We start from the raw sequence: 18352 nt of genomic DNA, 5'->3' as shown, positions 1-18352 counted from the left end.
TTTAATTTCTTACTTATCTTTTTACCTTTACAATCCTTTCTCCTCAGCCACAATTTGCTTCACAATGTCGATGGTACAATCTAGATCTTCTTTTGTATGGATAGCGCTCATAAAAAAACGAATTCTCGCTTCTTTTTCTTTTACAGCAGGATGAATGATTGGCATCGCATTGATTCCATGCTCATATAGTTTCTCAGCGAACCACAGAGCTTTCTCGGAATCTCCAACAATGAGGGGGATAATTGGTGAATTCTTGCTTAGACCTGTATCAACTCCTAGTTTAATAAGCTTCTCCAAGAAATACTCGGCATTTTCTAAAAGCTGATTAACAAGCTCAGGCTTTTTTCGTATCATTCGAAGTGAAGCTTGTGCAGCCGCCGCATTAGCCGGAGTCATTCCGACACTGAATACAAATCCAGGAAGATTGTAGCGTAAAAAGGTCACGAGAGATTTGTTTCCTGCGATATATCCCCCACAACTATTCAGTGACTTACTCATCGATCCCATCAGCACATCTACGTTTGTTGGGTTAATGCCGTAGTAGCTTGTTACTCCTCTACCTCCATGACCAATAGTCCCAATCGAATGTGCCTCGTCTACCATTAATAAGCAGCCATATTGTTTTTTCAGTTGAATGAGCTCCGGTAACTTGCATAGATCTCCATCCATGCTATATACGCCTTCAACAATAAGTAAGACGTTTCTATATTTATGTCTAAACCTCTTTAGAAGCTTGTCTAGATGGTTCATATCATTATGCTTAAAGCGAATCATTTTTGAGCCTGAAAGCCGCACCCCTTGCATAATACTGTTATGAACAAGTGCATCACATATCACTAAATCTGATGAGTCTACGAGCTGTGCAATGGTGTTCACATTCGTACTGTGGCCACCCACTTGAACAATGCTGTCTTCTACCCCTAAAAAGCTGGCTATATCGTGCTCAAGTGAGCGATGAAGCGGGATTTCACCACTTAACAATCGACTACTTGAAACGGACGTACCATATTTTTGAATGGCCAGAAGTGCAGCTTCGTTGATTTCATTTGTTCCATTTAACCCAAGATAATTGTACGTTGAATAGTTAATCTTGCTTGTGCCATTCACTTTAATTTTGTTTGATGCCACTCCTTCATTCATTCGAAAGAAAGGAAGCTTGTCCAAGTTCGTGTCCATCTGGTGAAATTGACGAAATCCAGGAATCATTTCTATGCTCATACAATATCATCCTTTCAAGTAAGATATATGTATAAGTTCGATTCCATTCTCTTAAATCCTTTTATATACATAAATTAAGCATTTGTGTAAAAAAAGAGAGCCTCTCCTTCATACGAAGGAGAGGCTCTTAAGTCGTTATTCAGCAACAATGGTTTCAACAAGTAGATCCGTATTATTCACTGAACCAAATGTATGAAAAGCTCCAGCTCGGTAAATAAGCTCTGAGATACTTGTGTTTTCAATTTTTAAATGACCTTGTTTATAGTTTAATATGTGTAAGATCACACGAATACTAAGTCCGTGAGAGACAATGTAGATGTTCTCATGCCCGTTTTTCGCTGCATCTTCTACAATAACGTTTAGGGAATCAAGCAGCCTTTTTGTGTAGACTTCCCACTCTTCTGCTTCCGGATCAAGCTGTGAAACCGCTTGGCAGATCTCATCAATCCCAGCTGTATTGTACATCTCTTCTTTATCTGCAGCTTGTCCATTAGAAAGCTTGTCGCGAACCTCATTCCAAAGTACCGGGTTGGGTCCACCTTCATAATTTCCAAAGTACATTTCTCTTAGCCCTTTGACCGTATTTAATTCAATATCGTTTTTCTCACTATTTTCTTGAATAAGTGTTGCTGTTTCAATGGCTCGACCACTGTCACTTGAATAGATCGCATCAATGCTTCTACCCTTTAAACCCCGTCCTAGGCGTGCTGCGACAGTGCGTCCTGTTTCGGTTAACGGCGTATCTGACCAGCCCTGTACTTTATCCTGAAAGTTAAAGATGGTTTGTCCGTGACGAATAAGGTGCAATTTGATGTCTTTCTCTGTGTGAGTCATAAGCGCCTCCTAATGTGGTTTCTCTACATTAAAAATGATACACTGCCAGGCTAGTTGCTGCAATTTTAAACGTCTTCCTTTGTTGTGATAAAGAAAAAACATCCTAATGCAACGAGACATGTACTAAACAAAATCAAACCCATTGGAACGGCCGAAGCTTCTGCAAGTCCAACAAGCGGTGCGACCATTGCGCCTATTAATAATGGAAACAAACCTAATAAGGCACTTGCAGTCCCGGCACGGTGCGCTTGTTTTTTAATGCCTAATGTATAAGAAGTCGTTAGAATCGTTCCCATGCTTGTCATGTAAATAAAGATTGGAACCACAATCCATACAAGTGGAGCTTCAATGATTGTCATGATAAGCAAGAAGGTTGTTGCACATGTAGCAAGAATCACACCCGACCGTAATAGGACTCGCTCAGCAATTCTCCCTGCAAACCTTCCGACAATCCATGTTCCACTAATAATCGCCAGACCGTTTATTCCAAACAATATACTAAAGGTTTGAGGTGAGACGCCGTATATCCCTTGGTAGACAAAAGGTGTACCTGATACATAAGCAAAGCTTCCTCCATGTACAAAACCAAGTGTTAACGCATATCCAATAAAAGATCGATCTCTAAATAGTTCTCCAAATGTTTTTAAGGTGAATGATAAAGAACTTGGTGTCCTACGCTCGGGAGGATGGCTTTCTTTTAACTTCCATAACACCATGGCAACAATTAACAACCCAACAAATGAAAGAAAGTAGAAGATTGAACTCCAGTTCGTGAATGGAAACCATAAAATCGCTCCGCCAACGATCGGTGCAGCAAGTGGAGCTACTGCATTTATCACCATTAATAGGGCGAAAAATTTTGTAAGCTCTGTTCCACTGAATACGTCTCGAACCACAGCTCGTGAGATTACTACTCCACCAGCAGCTGTAAATCCTTGAAGGAATCGGCCGATGATGAGCCACGTAATATTTGGTGCAAGTGCACATAGTATTGAAGCAAGTGCAAAAAGAAGCACTGATATTATAAGTGGTTTGCGTCTTCCCGTTGAATCACTTATTGGACCAACAACAACCTGTCCAACAGCAAGACCAAACAAACAGGCCGTCAAGCTTAGCTGTACAAGTGATTCTCGTGCTTTTAGATCTGTTGCGATATCAGGAAAGCTCGGCAAATACATATCAATATTCAGGGGACCAAGTACCGCAAGCATACTAAGTAAGAAGGCTAATGCCAGTCGTTCTTTTCCGGTAGGATTATGTGTCATAGATTATTCTCCTCTTTATAAACAACGTTCATACGTTTTTAAGACCAACGTTAGTCTACGTGAGGATGTGCATTCTGTCTAGTCGTAAAGACTTTATTACTTTGTATAACGATTCGCATAGCTACTGGCAACAAATGAATCTGGTTTGATTTTCGGCTCAAGCCCCGACGACTCAATACGTCCTGTCATTTCTCGTACAAATTCCCTTGTACGATTTTTTTTGCCTGCTCCGATGTCAATGTGTCCTTCAATGGAAAAGGTAGCACCATCGTAGATATGAGGGAGAATCAATTGAATAAGTTCATCCTTGTGGTGCTCTGTAAAGAGTGAAGCTATTTCTTCTGTTAGCGAGGTTTCATAGGAGATTCGTTCATGAAGCTGCGTCATTTTACGTTCCACAATCGTTTTTGTTGCACAAGCCCATACACCACGACCCAACCGTTGTATGACGATACCAGTAATAAACCGAGTTAGTCTAGGGTGAACCTGAGAATCCGTTCCGAGCATCAGCTTATAATCCGCGATCGGTTGTTGCTCCATAAATGATTTTATGTTGCGAAAAACGTCCTCAAACAACATCTCCTTATGATGGAGATTGTAAAATGTCCTAGGTTGCATCCACCATTCGCTCCCTTTCATTTCTCTTGTAACCTAGTATATGCAGTAAAAACCATTCTTGATGCACAAGCACAAAAAAAGACGAACACCCATCAATTGATGAGATGCTCGCCTTAAAAAGATATTAAGCTTCTAGTTCCTGTGTATCTAAGCGTCTGTTTGGATCATTATAAACAGAACGATCAATTTGCTTTGTTACCTTACTTGTAAATAAACCAGAAACCATACTTCCGCTTACGTTAAGTGCTGTACGTCCCATATCAATTAATGGTTCAACTGAGATTAAGACACCAGCTAAAGCAATTGGTAAGTCAAGTGCAGAAAGAACAAGGATGGCTGCAAAGGTTGCTCCGCCTCCAACTCCAGCTACACCAAACGAACTAATCGCAACAACGAAGATTAAGAAAATCAAGAAGTCTGGTGCAAGTGGATTAATACCGACAGTCGGTGCGATCATAACAGCTAGCATTGCAGGATAAATACCTGCGCAACCATTCTGTCCAATTGAAAGACCAAACGAACCAGCAAAGTTAGCAATCCCTTCAGGTACACCTAATTGTTTTTGTGTTTGAATGTTCATTGGTAGGGCACCAGCACTCGTTCTTGATGTGAATGCAAAAGCCAGCACCGGAAATGCTTTTTTCAAATATGTAACTGGACTTAAACCAATTACAGCTAAGATAATTAGATGAACTAAGAACATGGCAATAAGTGCAACATAAGAAGCTGCTACAAATTCGCCTAAACTAACAATCGCGTTTAAATCACTTGTTGCTACCGTACGAGTCATAATCGCAAGTACCCCGTATGGAGTTAAGCGAAGAATTAATGTAACAACGCGCATGACAATGGCATACACCGTTTCAGTAATCTTAGCAAAATGCTCTGCTTGTTCAGGCTGCTTACGTTTAATGCCAAGATAAGCTAAACCAAGAAAAGCAGCAAAGATAACAACAGCGATCGTAGATGTTGCACGCTGACCTGTAAAGTCCAGAAACGGATTGGACGGGATTAGCTCAATAATTTGTTGTGGTAAAGTATCCGCTTGAATACCAGCAGATGTTTCCTCAAGCGATGATCCACGGCTTGTTTCTGCTTCACCTTGCGTGATCTGATCTGCATTTAAATCAAATAGCGATGCAGAAGCAATTCCGATTGTCGCAGCTATCGCTGTCGTCGCAATCAATGTTCCTAAAATAAGTGCACTAATTTTCCCCAGGTTACTCGTGAACGTTAGTCGAGTAAAGGCTGAAAGAATCGAGATAAAGACAAGTGGCATGACAATCATTTGTAAGAATCGTACATACCCACTTCCAATAATACTCATCCAATCTGCCGATGTTTCAATAACAAATGAGTCCGGTTCAAACAAAAATTGAAGGGCTAGACCAAACACAATTCCAAGCCCAAGACCTGTGAATACACGCTTGGAGAAGGAGATATGCTTTTTCTGCATATAGAAAAGCAACCCAACAAATCCAAGAAGAACAGCTAAAATAATGACAACATACAAAGTATCCAGTTTTGTTCACTCCTTAAATAATGATAGCTTTGTTATTCTAATCCCGTTATTCATATCTGTCAAGTAGGGATAATTCAATCTATGCATGCTTGCTTAGTTTATGAGTAATGTCTGCTTTTAGTCAAATATAAGACGCTAAAAAAAAGATAAAACGGAGATTGATATTCCGTTCCATCCACAAAGTGCTTAGATACGTTCAATTGTTTGTTCATTATCCATATATTAAACGCTGATATTCATCTGGAATTCCTGACATACGATAAAAATACGTGTTAATCTTATCTCTCCATTCAATTGCATTAGTAAGTTGACTATTTAATTTTTGATTGATATGGGAGTATAGATCGTCCGGCAGGTTTACCTTTTCTTTAGTCCATTCATTAATGATGTGTTTGACATCCTCAACACCTTCAAAATGGGAGTCATAAATATGCTGGATGACTGTTTTTCCTGAATGCAACGGGTGTGTATAAGGAACGTGATGAAAAAAAAGAAGTAGATTATCAGGACAACTATTAAGGTTTCCATACAGCTCGCTAACAGCTTTTGAATACTGTTCAATATAATTACTTCCACTCTTTGTTCGATCTACACCTAGTCCATTACGATCTGAGAAATGGTACGTTCCCCATGGACTGTATTCATATCCGTTCACATCTGGTCCATAATGATGCCCAGTTTTCACCATCCACCCTACGCCAAGAGGACATGTATATTTTTCATAGATGATCCACGAGCGATTTAACATCTCTTCAATTAATCTTTTTGCAGAATCTTTTACAAAGGGAAACGTGATTTGTACCCAATCTTTCATTAGCTTCTCAGTCTTGAAAGTCGGATCCCAAGAAAGCTTTCCATACCCATAAAGATTTGCTTGAGCAAATTCATGACCCGTCCAATTGTCATCTCTCCCCACATTTACAACCGCAGTTATCCCTGTTTGCAATGATTTGTGTAGATTCCCCGATAGTATCTCTGAAACAGTTGTTCCTTTTCCTTTTAAATGTGTATCGAAATCCAGAACTTCCTTCCATTGAGGCACTAAGTAAAAAAGGTCTATTTGTTGACCTGTGTATTCTTGCGTTACTTGGAACTCCATAACATAATTTGTTTTCTCAAGCGCTCCTATTAAAGGAGAAACCGGCTCTCTGACTTGAAAATCCATTGGTCCATTTTTTATTTGAAGGATTACATTCTCATCGAACAACCCATCAAGCTTTTTAAAATGATCATAGGCTGCTCTCGCTCGATCCGTTGAACGATCACGCCAATCCTGCAAGCAATCATATACAAAGCAACGCCAAAAGACAGTTCCGTTAAAAGGAGCTAAAGCCTTAGCCAGCATGTTTGCGCCATCTGCATGTGTTCTCCCATACGTAAATGGTCCTGGTCGATGCTCAGAATCAGCTTTAACAATAAATCCACCAAAGTCTGGAATTTTTTGATAAATTAATTTCGTTTGTTTTCTCCACCACTCTTCAACAGTTGAATCAAGGGGATCCGCTGTCTTTAGTCCCCCAATTTCGATTGGAGAGGCAAAATTGATACTCAGAAACATCGTTATATAGTTTCCTCTGAAAATTTCTGCTAGATGTTGCAGCTCAATTAACATATCTGCTTCAATTAATCTCGACTCCACTTGATGTACATTCACATTGTTAATACAGATCTTATTAATTCCAACAGAAGAAAGTAAATCCGCATACTGTTGAATGCGATCTTTGTCATAGGATAGTTTATTGTCTTCAAAGAAAATAGAACGACCTGCATACCCTCTCTCAATTGAACCATCCATGTTGTCCCAATGATTTAGCATTCGTATTGTAGTAGCTGGATTCTGGATGACACTCATATCCTCGATTTTCATTCCGAGTTGAAGCTGCTCGATAAAATAAAAAGTCCCATATAGTAATCCTTGATCAGAGTGAGACAAAATATAGGTCTTGCCTTGCTCCTGTCTCAATTCAAACCCATCAACCTGCATATCGTTCGTGCAAGCTTGAGCTGTTGCTTCATAGGTTCCTATAACGATCTCATCTTGGCTATTCAACTCTGTTCCAATATGGGATCCCTCAAATAAATGACTTAAATACGTGTGACAGACTCTTCTTATTACCTCCGCCTTTGAAAGAATAGTGACAATAAGTTTGTTAGAACGCTTCTCCCTCCTGCCATCAGGAAGCCAGCAGGATGTGAAATTCTGATTTTGCATTTCATTCACCTCTCCTTTTTTATGTATTTGTCTGACAAAATTCATTCTCAATTGAACGTAATAATTTTCGACTGTTTAACATGAGAAGATAAGCTAGAAGACTTCCTAAAAAAAGAATAAGAAAATCCGATGTGCTAGCCAGTAGCACCCAAAATAAAAACAAAATGGCCGCATTACCGGTTGTAATTTTTAGTTGCTTAAAGCTGCTGTACATTGCTAACTTAAACAAGTCTTTTGTTTTAAAAGAGAATTTGGCATTAATAATAAATAATTGGATCGTTATCAGGAATAAAAAGAAGAGAAGGATTAACAAAGCCAAAGACATCATCTCATTCATAGTAGATGGCTGTTGTGATAAATATTGAAGATTCACGATGCTGATACTTAGAAACGTTACGATTGGCACCCAAAATTTTAAAGTGTCTTTAAAATTAACTTTGTAAGCATGGATAAAATCTCGAGTTGGAGATTCTTCATTTTCTTGAATATATTTCAGTGTTGAATATAAAAGGGCTGCTAGTGCCGGCCCAAACGGGATTGAAGCAAGATAATAGAGAGAGATATTAGACAGACTTGGTTCAAGGACTAATAGAATAAATAGTAGTGGACTATTTGAAATGATAAACCATAGATTTAGGATGATTAACCAATACACTCGATTCGTAAATTGATACAAAAAACCGCTTCCAAATTCCTGTTGTCTAGGCGAATTCATTTTTTCCACCCTTTCTAGAACAGAAGCTGCCTGCAAGACAGACAGCTTCTATAGCCATTTTATTCGACATTTTCTTTGTAGTTTTGGTACGCTTCATTTGAGAGATCTACAAATTCATCCATACCTCTTCCTCGTAATTCTTCTACATATTGATCAAATTCACTAAGATCTCTTGAACCAAGAATAAATTGCAATGTTGATTGTTCAACAAAGTCTTTTAAAGGTGTACTTAGCAATGTTGCTCTCTCTCTCACTTCGTCAGAATAAGGAACAGGAGGGTTTGGATCTACTCTATCTTTTTCTGACATTACCTCTTGGAATTCGATTTCCTCGTCACTCATAATCGAACGCGTAAGTTCAGTAGCTCCTCCGTAGGCAAATACCCCATTTGCAAATCCAAAATCAACATTAAGAGCCTTCGATCCCTCTGGATTCATTCCAATATAATCAATGTCTTCAGTTAAGGTACGAGTTCCATCCTCTGATTTTGTAAAGGTTTCACCTTCAACTCCCCATTTGGCAAACTCTAATCCTTCATCGCTATACCATAACCAGTCTATAAACTGCATCATCGCTTCAAAATTCTCATTTTCTACTGCTTTGGAAGATATCATGATCCCATTTTCAAATCGACCTCCTCCTTGAACATTTCCGGCAGGCCCTGCAGGTACAGGGATTTTTGAGATGGAGTATTCACCCTCACCTAAGCGATCATCTAAACTGTTACGATACGTCACAATATCTTGTGAATTAGCGTTTATAACAAAGGAGTTGCCTGTTACAAACTTTTGGATAGCCTGTTCATCATCCTGAGTAAAACTCTCACGATCTAACAACCCTTCATCAACCATTGTATGGAAGTAAGTCAGTAACTCCTTATACTCATTTGATGCTGGACTATATTCAAACGCATCGACTTCGTGATTGAATGAGAGTCCTGAAGACAGTCCCCACCCTCCAATCGTGCCAAAAGGTGTAGCCGCTACATTTAACGTACTATTAAAATTATAGCGATCAGAAAATGGTGTGATATCTGGATAAGCTTCTTTCAGTACTCTCAAGGATTCAAGCAGGTCATCCCAGGTTTCTGGAATCTCCAAATTTTGTTCCTCAAAAATGTCCGTTCTAATAGCTAAAGTATAATCAGGTCTTACTTCTTCATGTAATCCTGGCAGCAAGTAGAACTTCCCGTCCTCTTGACGCAATCCATCCAGTTCTTCTTCCATATCCCATTTTTCAACCTTATCTAAAAAATGTGGCATCATATCTACATATTCACTTACCGGTAGAATAGCACCAGATGACACAAATGCTGACTCTTGCCCTGGATAGGTCTTAGGAAGGATTAAAGGTGCGTCTCCTGAACTAACAAGTAAACTACGCTTTTGTTCGTAATCACTCATCGGTACAAGGGTTTCATCAAACGTAATATTCGTGCGTTTCTCAAGCTCTTCAAAGAACAACCAGTCTCGTTTAAACGGATAATTGGGGTGTTCACTATATAATATTGGAAAGGTTATAGGTTCGGTTGCTTTAAACGAATCTCCGACTTTGAATTCATCCATAGCGCCGATAGACGAAACTTCTACTTCTGAATCAGTACTTGTCTCCCCCGTACAAGCGGCCATAAGAACAGCGGATCCCACAATAGCACCAAAAACAGATGTCTTTCTTTTCATATATACTCCCCCTAAAAATGTTATTGTTTTACCGAACCTAACATTATGCCCGATACAAAATATTTTTGGATGTACGGATAGACCATGATAATAGGCAATACTGTTAGTACCATCGTCACTGATTTTATGTTTGATGCTATCTGAGTTAAGTTATCCGCACTAGTTGCTCCAGAAGAAAGACCACCTGTTGCATCTGTAATTAAATTTCGTAAGTAAATCGTTACAGGAAACATTTCTTGCTTATCTAAATATAGAAATGCACTAAACCATGAATTCCAGTTACCTACTGCGTAAAATAATGTCATGGTTGCGAGCACAGCTTTAGATAGTGGTAATACTACTTTTAACAAAATACGGTACGTGCCTAGACCATCAATAGCTGCCGCTTCCTCAAGTTCTTCAGGCATATTTTGAAAAAACGCTTTCATAATCAGTAGGTTAAATACGCTTATGGCACCAGGTACCACAATTGCCCAGATTGTATTACCAAAACCTAAAGTTTGAATGAGCACATAGTTAGGAATTAGTCCCCCATTAAAAAACATGGTGAACACCGCAAATGCCGTAAAGAAGCTTCTTCCCATCAGCCTCTTTTTTGCTAACGCATAGGCGAAGATTGTCGTCATAAACATGGAAATGGCGGTCGCAACAACCGTATAAACCACTGTATTTTTGTAGCTGTTCCAAAACATTGAATCATTCATAACCGTTTTGTATGTTTCTACATTAAAGCCTTTTGGGATTAAATTTACTTCTCCAGCATTTATATACGATTCGCCGCTAAATGACTGAGCAACAACGTTTAAAAATGGATAGAAGGTCAGAAACATGATGATTAGTAAAAAAGTGATATTAAACACTTTAAAGACTTTATACTGCCACGATTCTTTCAATGCGCTGCCTCCTTACCATAAGCTCTGTTCAGTAAGTTTTCTAGAGATGAAATTTGCAGACAAAATGAGTGTTAGACCAATGATCGATTCAAATAATCCAATGGCTGTCGCATAGCTAAAGTTACTTGACTCCAAGCCTACCCTGTATAGATAAGTTGAAATAACATCGGAAGTTGAATAGGTTAACGGATTGTAAAGCAATAATACCTTTTCAAAACCTACCGCTAAAAACGTCCCAATATTCAGAATTAACAATGTAATAATGGTAGGCAGGATTCCCGGTATCGTGATATGAATGGTTTGCTTCCAGCGGTTTGCTCCATCAATTCTTGCGGCTTCATATAATCCATGATCAATATTTGTTAAAGCGGCTAAATAGAGAATGGCGCCCCATCCAAGTGTTTGCCATACCTCTGAGCTAATATAAATGGTACGAAACCAGCCAGCTTCCTGCATAAAATTAATACGTTCACCCGTAAAAAACTCAACAACTGTATTGATGGTTCCATTCATTGAAGTGAGTTGTAAGACCATTCCTGCAATAATGACTATGGATAAGAAGTGAGGTAAGTAGGAAACGGTTTGTACGAATTTCTTGAATTTCTTACTAGTTAATTCATTTAATAGAAGAGCAAAAATGATAGGTAGTGGAAAGCATATAACAAGGCTTAACGTTCCCAAAACAAATGTATTTTTGAAAACATTCCAAAAGGTTGGATCATTGATAAACATCATAATGTATCTTAATCCTACCCACTCTTCACCATAAAGCTTTCCACCAGGTACAAACCGACGGAAAGCTATTATATTCCCGAACATAGGACCGTATTTAAAGATAACAAAATAAACAATTGGAAGAATTAATAAAGAATATAGTTGCCAATCCTTTTGTATACGCTTCCATTTTGAAGGTTTATAGATAATCATTTTAGGTTGTTTACCAGTGGTATTGATGACTACTTTTCCCATGAGCACCCCTCCTTCTTTGTGCTAAACTTCATTTAATTCTTCATAGCTAAAGGAGTCAAAATCAGCATACGTTCTTTTACCCGATGTATCTATACAGTGCATTCCTACGAAAGCTCCTGTAAAAAAGCCACCCTGAGAAATATAATCATCTGATAGTTTATAGCTTTCAAATCGGATAGGAAACTCGGTAAACGTGTTACCATCAAATGAGTATAGGAACATGAATTCTTCTTTACGAACTTCTACTTTTAAATACACATAGTCAGCCGTGTCAGGTACTGTGATCTCAGAAGATTGAATCGGATGATACACTTTAAAATGATCACATTGAACAAGATCAAGGATTCTCCCTTTGTTCTCAGACCAGGTCATTTGAGCGGACACCCAATTTTGAGTATCGTAATAACAAACAAGACCAGCAGATTGTTGAAAACTAGTTGGTTGAAACGCCAAATTCGTTTCCGCATTAAAGTGAAAGCTTTGCCATCTTCTTGCAACTAATGACTGTGTATGTTTGGAATGAAACGACTCACGACCATACAGCCTTAGATGTCCTGGTCTAGCGGTCAAGCTTCCTATTTCTTCGGTAAATGGTATTCTTAGTGTCTGAAAATGATGATTCAACTTTGTTGTATCAAATGGATCAATTGTCGGAAAATCTTGGTCCCATTTATATTCCTCTACTTCGGGTGCTTGTACTTGTTCAGATGGTTCGGGACCGTTTACTACATGTGGCCAGTCATTTTTCCACTCTATCTTTTGAATAGCTGTCTCTCTACCTAATGGACAATACCCTCTCTCTTCTAAGATTTTTTTACCTTTACGCTTAATTGGCCTTGCCATTAGATGCGCCAAGTACCATTCCCCTGACTCCGTTTCAACAATTGAACCATGGCCCGATTTTTGTAAAGGATTTCTTGGATTTGACCAACTAGATAAGATTGGATTTTGAGGATGTACATCATATGGACCCTCGATTGTTTTTGAACGTGCAATTGTTGCTGCATGCTCATACTTTGTCCCACCTTCTGCCGTTAATAAGTAATAGTAACCATTAATAAAATAAAGATGCGGTGCTTCCGTAAGTCCTAGATCAGTTCCTTTAAAAATAATCTTGGCTTCACCTATTAATTTTTTTTCTTGAAAATCAAACTCCTGCATCACGATGCCATAAAACCTGTGGTTATATGTGCGCTGATCCCACATCATGTTCAGAAGATATTTTTTTCCGGATGGGTCATGAAAAAGTGACGGGTCAAATCCAGAACTATTTAGATAAATAGGTTCACTCCAGTCCCCATCGATCTCCTTGGCAGTAACTAAATAGTTATGGCCATCCTTCCAGGTATTTCCCTCCACAACTTTAACATCCGAATAGATTAACCAAAATTGACCATCTTCGTAGCTTAGGCAAGGAGCCCATACCCCACCTGAATCCGGATTGCCTATCATATTCAGTTGACTTACTCGATCTAATGGTCTACTTATCAATCTCCAATTCTTAAGATCTTTGGAATGATGAATTTGAACTCCTGGAAACCATTCAAAAGTAGAAACCGCCATGTAATAATCTTCACCTACTCTACAAATGCTCGGATCTGGATTAAAGCCTTTTAATACTGGATTGTTAATCATTTAAATAACTCCTCCTCTAAAAGATAACGCTTACATTTTATTACCTTTTTAATACATAAATTGATAATAAAGTTTGTTCATTGAATAAACTAACTCTCTGACTTATAGTATAAAGGGTATTAGTAGTTAATCAAGGAATACTGTTCCCCATTTTTCGAGCAATTTTGCTTCGACGTAATTGATATCCCCTTTCATTCATGACATAATCACTAAGGAGACTTATCTCTTAATACAACAACGGAGGAACATCTATGTTAGGAATACAAAAAAGTAAAAATTTAAGTAAATCTAGCTATATTCTTATCTGCACTGCTTTAGTTGGTCTTCTTGGGGCTTGCTCAAATGCCTCTAATCCTACAAATGAATCAGCAAATTCTCTTTGGAGCGACATCCAAGAAAAAGGAACAATTGTTGTCGGCACTTCAGGCACACTTTATCCTACTTCCTATCATGCGGAAGATAGCGATGAGTTAACTGGTTATGAGGTCGAGGTATTACGTGAAATTGCCAATCGACTAGATCTTGAGGTTGAATTTAGTGAAATGGGAATCGACAACCTTCTGACTGCTGTTGATAATGGACGAGTAGATATTGCCGCAAATGATATTGATATTACAGATGAGCGTAAAGAGAAATTCAATTTCTCTGATCCATACAAACATTCTTATGGTTCTGCGATTGTACGTAGCGAAGATCTATCCGGTATTGAAACACTTGATGACTTAGATGGGAAAAAAGCTGGTGGAGCTGCAACAACGATCTACACACAGATTGGAATTGAGCACGGAGCTGAAGAAGTGATTTATGATAACGTGACAAATGATACATATCTACGTGATGTTGAGAACGGACGCTTAGATGTTATCTTAAATGATTACTACTTACAAAGCTTAGCTGTAGAAGCTCTGCCTGAGATTGATGTCGTAGTGCATCCTACTCTTGCTTATTTTCCGAGTAGCCAAGGTATTATTATGAAAAAAGGTGAAGATGAACTTCAAGAGCAAATTAATGGTGTCATTGGGGACATGCTTGAAGATGGGACGATTTCAGACATTTCTCAGCAATTTTTTGGAGGAGCAGATGTGTCAGTAGAGCCTGATATTGACATCGAGGAGTAGGATGTGGGAGTGACATCATGTTTGATTTAGACCTTGCTATTCGCTCGGTTCCATATGTGTTACGTGGCCTTGGTTACACGATGCTCATTGCGTTTGTGAGTATGGGAATTGGGTTAGTTCTAGGATTATTTATTGGACTGGCGAGAAATTCATCTTCCATTTTCCTTCGGTATCCTGCCAGACTTTATATTTCCTTTATTCGAGGCGTCCCTATTCTTGTTATGCTTTTCTTGCTCTATCAGGGACTTCCTACAATAGGTATTCAACTTAGTGCAGTGACTTCTGCCCTTATTGCCTTTACCATGAATGTTGCAGGGTATACCGCTGAAATTAACCGGGCAGCTATTGCTTCTATTGATCGGGGGCAGTGGGAAGCAAGTCGCACACTCGGCTTTACGTACTGGCACACATTAAAACGAATCATCATCCCGCAGGCGACTCTCGTTGCAACGCCTCCCCTTTTTAATGTATTTCTTGATTTAATTAAAGCCACTTCTCTTGCTGCGATGATTACGGTGCCGGAGCTTATGCAAATGGCCAAAATCGTTGGTGGAAGAGAATTCGATTACTTCACCATGTATGTGCTACTAGCATTCATTTATTGGGGACTGTGTACCATTGTCGCCATCCCGCAAAACTATTTAGAGAAAAGATACTCTCGTTATAAGTTAAATGGGTAAAAAAAAAGGATGAAACAAAACTAGAATTTATTTAAAAAATGGCGAATGATTCAATAATTGAATCATTCGCCATTCGTATTTTTAACAAAAATGAGCGGAAGGAGAACCCGAGACTCCTGCGGAAAAATACGTGGTGAAGACACTGTAGCGGCGCCCTTTCCGCGGAAGGGGCTGAGGCCGTATCCGCGGAAAGCGAGGGATTCTCCTGAAGCGGATATATTGCTATATGTTATATCCCACTCTCTGTTCCTCTATTAGTTATTCTTTTTCCACTCATTAAATTCATCTTTAACTTGTTGCAGAAGATCTGGCTTTGTTAACAGGTCATAGCCTGTTAACGCCATAGACTTGGCACCTAGTAGCAACCCTTCAAACCCTTGATCACTTAATGCCGCTTCTCTAAATTCATGTGTGTGATAGTCAGCCCCATTGTCCGTAATCTTTACATAAGGGTGGATTGATGGAACCACTTGGCTCACATTTCCCATGTCTAGGGAACCACCATCTTTTTCTACCTTGATTTGATCCTCACCCACACCAAGCTCAAGCGCATTGGCTGTATAAAGAGAGGATAAGGCATCGTTTGTATTCATATCATCATATGAAAATTCATAGAATGAATGCTCTAATCGTGCGCCAGTAGCAAGGGCTGCCCCTTTTGCACAGTTTTTTACCTTTTCAAGTATCGATGTGAGATCTGCACGCTTTGCAGAACGAACATAGAACTGTGCTTTTGCGTAATCGGGTACAATATTGGCTGCTTGTCCGCCATCTGTTATAATCCCATGAATTCTCACATCTGAAGTGAGGTGTTCACGTAAGGCATTAATACTATTAAATGTTTGAATGACAGCATCAAGTGCATTTACTCCTCTATGAGGGGAATTGGCAGCATGAGAAGCGCGACCAAAGAATTCAAATTGAATGGCATCCATGGCAAGAGATGAGCCACTTGCCATATGCTCTGCAGATGGATGAACCATCATCGCAGCATCCAAGTGTGATAATACTCCTTCATCAGACATGTTGACTTTACCACCCGTTGTTTCCTCAGCTGGTGTCCCGTATACATAAACAGCACCACCTGTCTCATCGATCACTTTACTTAAAGCAATCCCAGCAGCAACAGCCATTGTTCCAATTAAATTATGACCACAAGCATGTCCCAGTTCGGGAAGTGCATCATACTCTGCCATATATCCAATTTTTGGTCCTGGCTTTCCACTATCATATACTGCTTCAAATGCTGTTTTAAGTCCACATGTTCCAAGGCTTACGGAGAATCCTTCTTTTGTTAATTCATCCGTCAACGCTTTAGATGCTTTGAATTCCTCGTGACCGAGCTCGGGGTTATGTCCGATATATTGGCTGATCTGATAATAGCTATCTCTCTTACTCTCAATGATTTCTTTTAACTTCTCTTTCACAAAAATCCCTCCATGTTTCCAAAAGACTAACTTGACTTTTCTATTGTATCCTTTATTCTATAAAAAGACAAAATACATTTCACTGTATAATTATTCTAGATTGGTAAGGTGTTAAAATTGATACAACAAGAGAAACAACTAACTAACAAGAAACGCAAGTGGGAGTTGCCACATACTTATGCAATTTTATCTTTTATGATCGTATTAGCTGCTCTATCAACCTACTTCTTAACGGCAGGGTCTTTTGAGAGGGTAGAAGATAACGGACGCACGATACTGGTTGAGGGAAGCTATCAATCTGTTGAATCAAGCCCAATTACACCATTTGAGATTCTTCAAGCGATTCCACTTGGCATGGAAGATTCTGCACAAATTATCTTTTATATATTTTTAATTGGAGGCACGTTTGGTATCATTACAAAAACTGGTGCCATTGATGCTGCTATATATGGAATCGTTAATCGGCTAAAGCACAAAGGTATTATGTTAATACCTATTATAATGGTTGCTTTTTCAATTCCAGGTGCAACCATTGGAATGTCAGAAGAAGTTATTATCTTTGTCCCAATTGGTATAGCGGTTGCCAGAGCATTAGGATATGACTCAATTACTGGTATGTCTATGCTGAGCCTTGGTGCTGTTTGTGGATTTGTTGGCGGTATGCTGAACCCTTTTACAGTAGGGGTAGCTCAATCCATTGCTGAGGTTCCTTTATTCAGTGGGATTGGTTTCCGTCTTATAATCTACGTGATCTTTCTTATCACAGCTATTGCGCTTGTTATGAGCTATGCGATTAAAGTGAAAAAAGATCCATCTTATAGTTACTTAGCTGATTTACCAAAGCAGGACTCCATTGCATCAAGCAATACGGAACAAATTTCCTTCACACGCAAGCATGCTTTTGTGTTATTAACTGTTGTAGCAGGTTTCACATTAAATGTAGTCGGCATTTTTCAATGGGGATGGTATTTAACCGAAATGACTGGAACATTCCTTGCGATTGGACTTGTAGCAGGAATCATTGGTGGATTACGCATTAATGGTACATTTGACGCATTCACGAATGGAATGAAGGATGTAGTCTACGGTGCTTTAATCGTTGGATTTGCTCGCGCCATTTTAGTCGTAATGGAACAAGGACAAGTGTTAGATACTATTGTCTATCAGCTTTCAGAAATGATCAGTCATATTCCTGGAACATTCGCAGTGGTGGGCATGTTCTTTGTTCAGTTATTTATTAACTTCTTCATCCCATCAGGAAGTGGTCAAGCAGCAACAACCATGCCTATTATGACTCCACTCTCAGACTTACTCGATATTCAGCGTCAGGTAGCTGTTCTCGCATTCCAATACGGAGATGGTGTGATGAGCACAATTAATCCAACAAACGGTGTACTTATGGCGTGTCTCGCTTTAGCAGGGATTCCGTATACGCGTTGGATTAAATACATTTGGAAATTAGTAGTTCTCTGGATTATTATTGCCATCGTCGGACTTCTTGCCGCTGTATGGTTTGGCATTTCCTAACTATTTTAAAAAAGGTCCCTTCATTATAGGGACCTTTTTT

General features: G+C 39.1%; 15 protein-coding genes. 3 read left to right on the top strand and 12 right to left on the bottom strand.

Annotated elements, in window-relative coordinates; genetic code table 11:
- Nucleotides 1-27 precede the first annotated feature (27 nt).
- The 11 genes from JNO66_RS01200 to JNO66_RS01150 all read right to left on the bottom strand — a co-directional run bounded on the left by JNO66_RS01200 (nt 28) and on the right by JNO66_RS01150 (nt 13560).
- Nucleotides 28-1218 carry an aminotransferase class I/II-fold pyridoxal phosphate-dependent enzyme gene (locus tag JNO66_RS01200; protein ID WP_203086389.1) on the bottom strand — a complete coding sequence of 397 codons (1191 nt, stop codon included), beginning with the start codon at nt 1216-1218 and terminating at the stop codon, nt 28-30.
- A gap of 135 nt (nt 1219-1353) precedes the next feature.
- Nucleotides 1354-2052, bottom strand: a complete 699-nt coding sequence (locus tag JNO66_RS01195; protein WP_203086388.1) for a histidine phosphatase family protein — start codon at nt 2050-2052, stop codon at nt 1354-1356.
- Between the two features lie 65 nt (nt 2053-2117).
- On the bottom strand, nt 2118-3317 hold the full coding sequence (locus tag JNO66_RS01190; RefSeq protein ID WP_203086387.1) for a Bcr/CflA family multidrug efflux MFS transporter: 1200 nt from the start codon (nt 3315-3317) through the stop codon (nt 2118-2120).
- A 96-nt stretch (nt 3318-3413) separates the two neighbouring features.
- Complete coding sequence (locus JNO66_RS01185) at nt 3414-3935, bottom strand: ribonuclease H-like YkuK family protein (RefSeq protein ID WP_203086386.1); 522 nt, start codon at nt 3933-3935, stop codon at nt 3414-3416.
- A gap of 124 nt (nt 3936-4059) precedes the next feature.
- Nucleotides 4060-5457, bottom strand: coding sequence for an L-cystine transporter (locus JNO66_RS01180; RefSeq protein ID WP_210340789.1), 1398 nt, complete (start codon nt 5455-5457; stop codon nt 4060-4062).
- A gap of 211 nt (nt 5458-5668) precedes the next feature.
- Entirely contained in the window at nt 5669-7669 is a 2001-nt protein-coding gene (locus JNO66_RS01175) for an alpha-glucuronidase family glycosyl hydrolase (RefSeq protein ID WP_203086385.1), read from the bottom strand.
- Nucleotides 7670-7688: 19 nt separating this feature from the next.
- Nucleotides 7689-8384 (bottom strand): YesL family protein, encoded by a 696-nt coding sequence (locus JNO66_RS01170; protein ID WP_203086384.1) that lies wholly within the window; start codon nt 8382-8384, stop codon nt 7689-7691.
- 59 nt (nt 8385-8443) lie between these two features.
- Nucleotides 8444-10063, bottom strand: coding sequence for an ABC transporter substrate-binding protein (locus tag JNO66_RS01165; protein ID WP_203086383.1), 1620 nt, complete (start codon nt 10061-10063; stop codon nt 8444-8446).
- Nucleotides 10064-10083: 20 nt separating this feature from the next.
- Nucleotides 10084-10956: a carbohydrate ABC transporter permease gene (locus tag JNO66_RS01160; RefSeq protein WP_203086382.1), complete on the bottom strand. Its 873-nt coding sequence runs from the start codon at nt 10954-10956 to the stop codon at nt 10084-10086.
- 12 nt (nt 10957-10968) lie between these two features.
- Entirely contained in the window at nt 10969-11925 is a 957-nt protein-coding gene (locus JNO66_RS01155) for an ABC transporter permease (RefSeq protein ID WP_203086381.1), read from the bottom strand.
- A gap of 21 nt (nt 11926-11946) precedes the next feature.
- Nucleotides 11947-13560 (bottom strand): glycoside hydrolase family 43 protein, encoded by a 1614-nt coding sequence (locus JNO66_RS01150; protein ID WP_203086380.1) that lies wholly within the window; start codon nt 13558-13560, stop codon nt 11947-11949.
- 251 nt (nt 13561-13811) lie between these two features.
- On the opposite strand from JNO66_RS01150, the gene JNO66_RS01145 reads away from it, so the two are divergent.
- Both JNO66_RS01145 and JNO66_RS01140 read left to right on the top strand, forming a co-directional pair.
- Complete coding sequence (locus tag JNO66_RS01145) at nt 13812-14678, top strand: transporter substrate-binding domain-containing protein (protein WP_203086379.1); 867 nt, start codon at nt 13812-13814, stop codon at nt 14676-14678.
- 17 nt (nt 14679-14695) lie between these two features.
- Nucleotides 14696-15358 (top strand): amino acid ABC transporter permease, encoded by a 663-nt coding sequence (locus tag JNO66_RS01140; RefSeq protein WP_203086378.1) that lies wholly within the window; start codon nt 14696-14698, stop codon nt 15356-15358.
- 254 nt (nt 15359-15612) lie between these two features.
- On the opposite strand, the gene JNO66_RS01135 is transcribed toward JNO66_RS01140, so the two are convergent.
- Complete coding sequence (locus JNO66_RS01135; RefSeq protein ID WP_203086377.1) at nt 15613-16785, bottom strand: M20 family metallopeptidase; 1173 nt, start codon at nt 16783-16785, stop codon at nt 15613-15615.
- Between the two features lie 120 nt (nt 16786-16905).
- On the opposite strand from JNO66_RS01135, the gene JNO66_RS01130 reads away from it, so the two are divergent.
- On the top strand, nt 16906-18312 hold the full coding sequence (locus tag JNO66_RS01130; protein ID WP_203087461.1) for a YfcC family protein: 1407 nt from the start codon (nt 16906-16908) through the stop codon (nt 18310-18312).
- The last annotated feature ends 40 nt before the right edge of the window (nt 18313-18352 follow it).

This window comes from Alkalicoccobacillus gibsonii (assembly GCF_016798245.1).
GTDB classification, from domain to species: Bacteria; Bacillota; Bacilli; order Bacillales; family Bacillaceae_D; genus Alkalicoccobacillus; species Alkalicoccobacillus gibsonii.
Note: the sequence above shows the minus strand (reverse complement) of the source record. Positions and strands in the feature narration are given on the sequence as shown.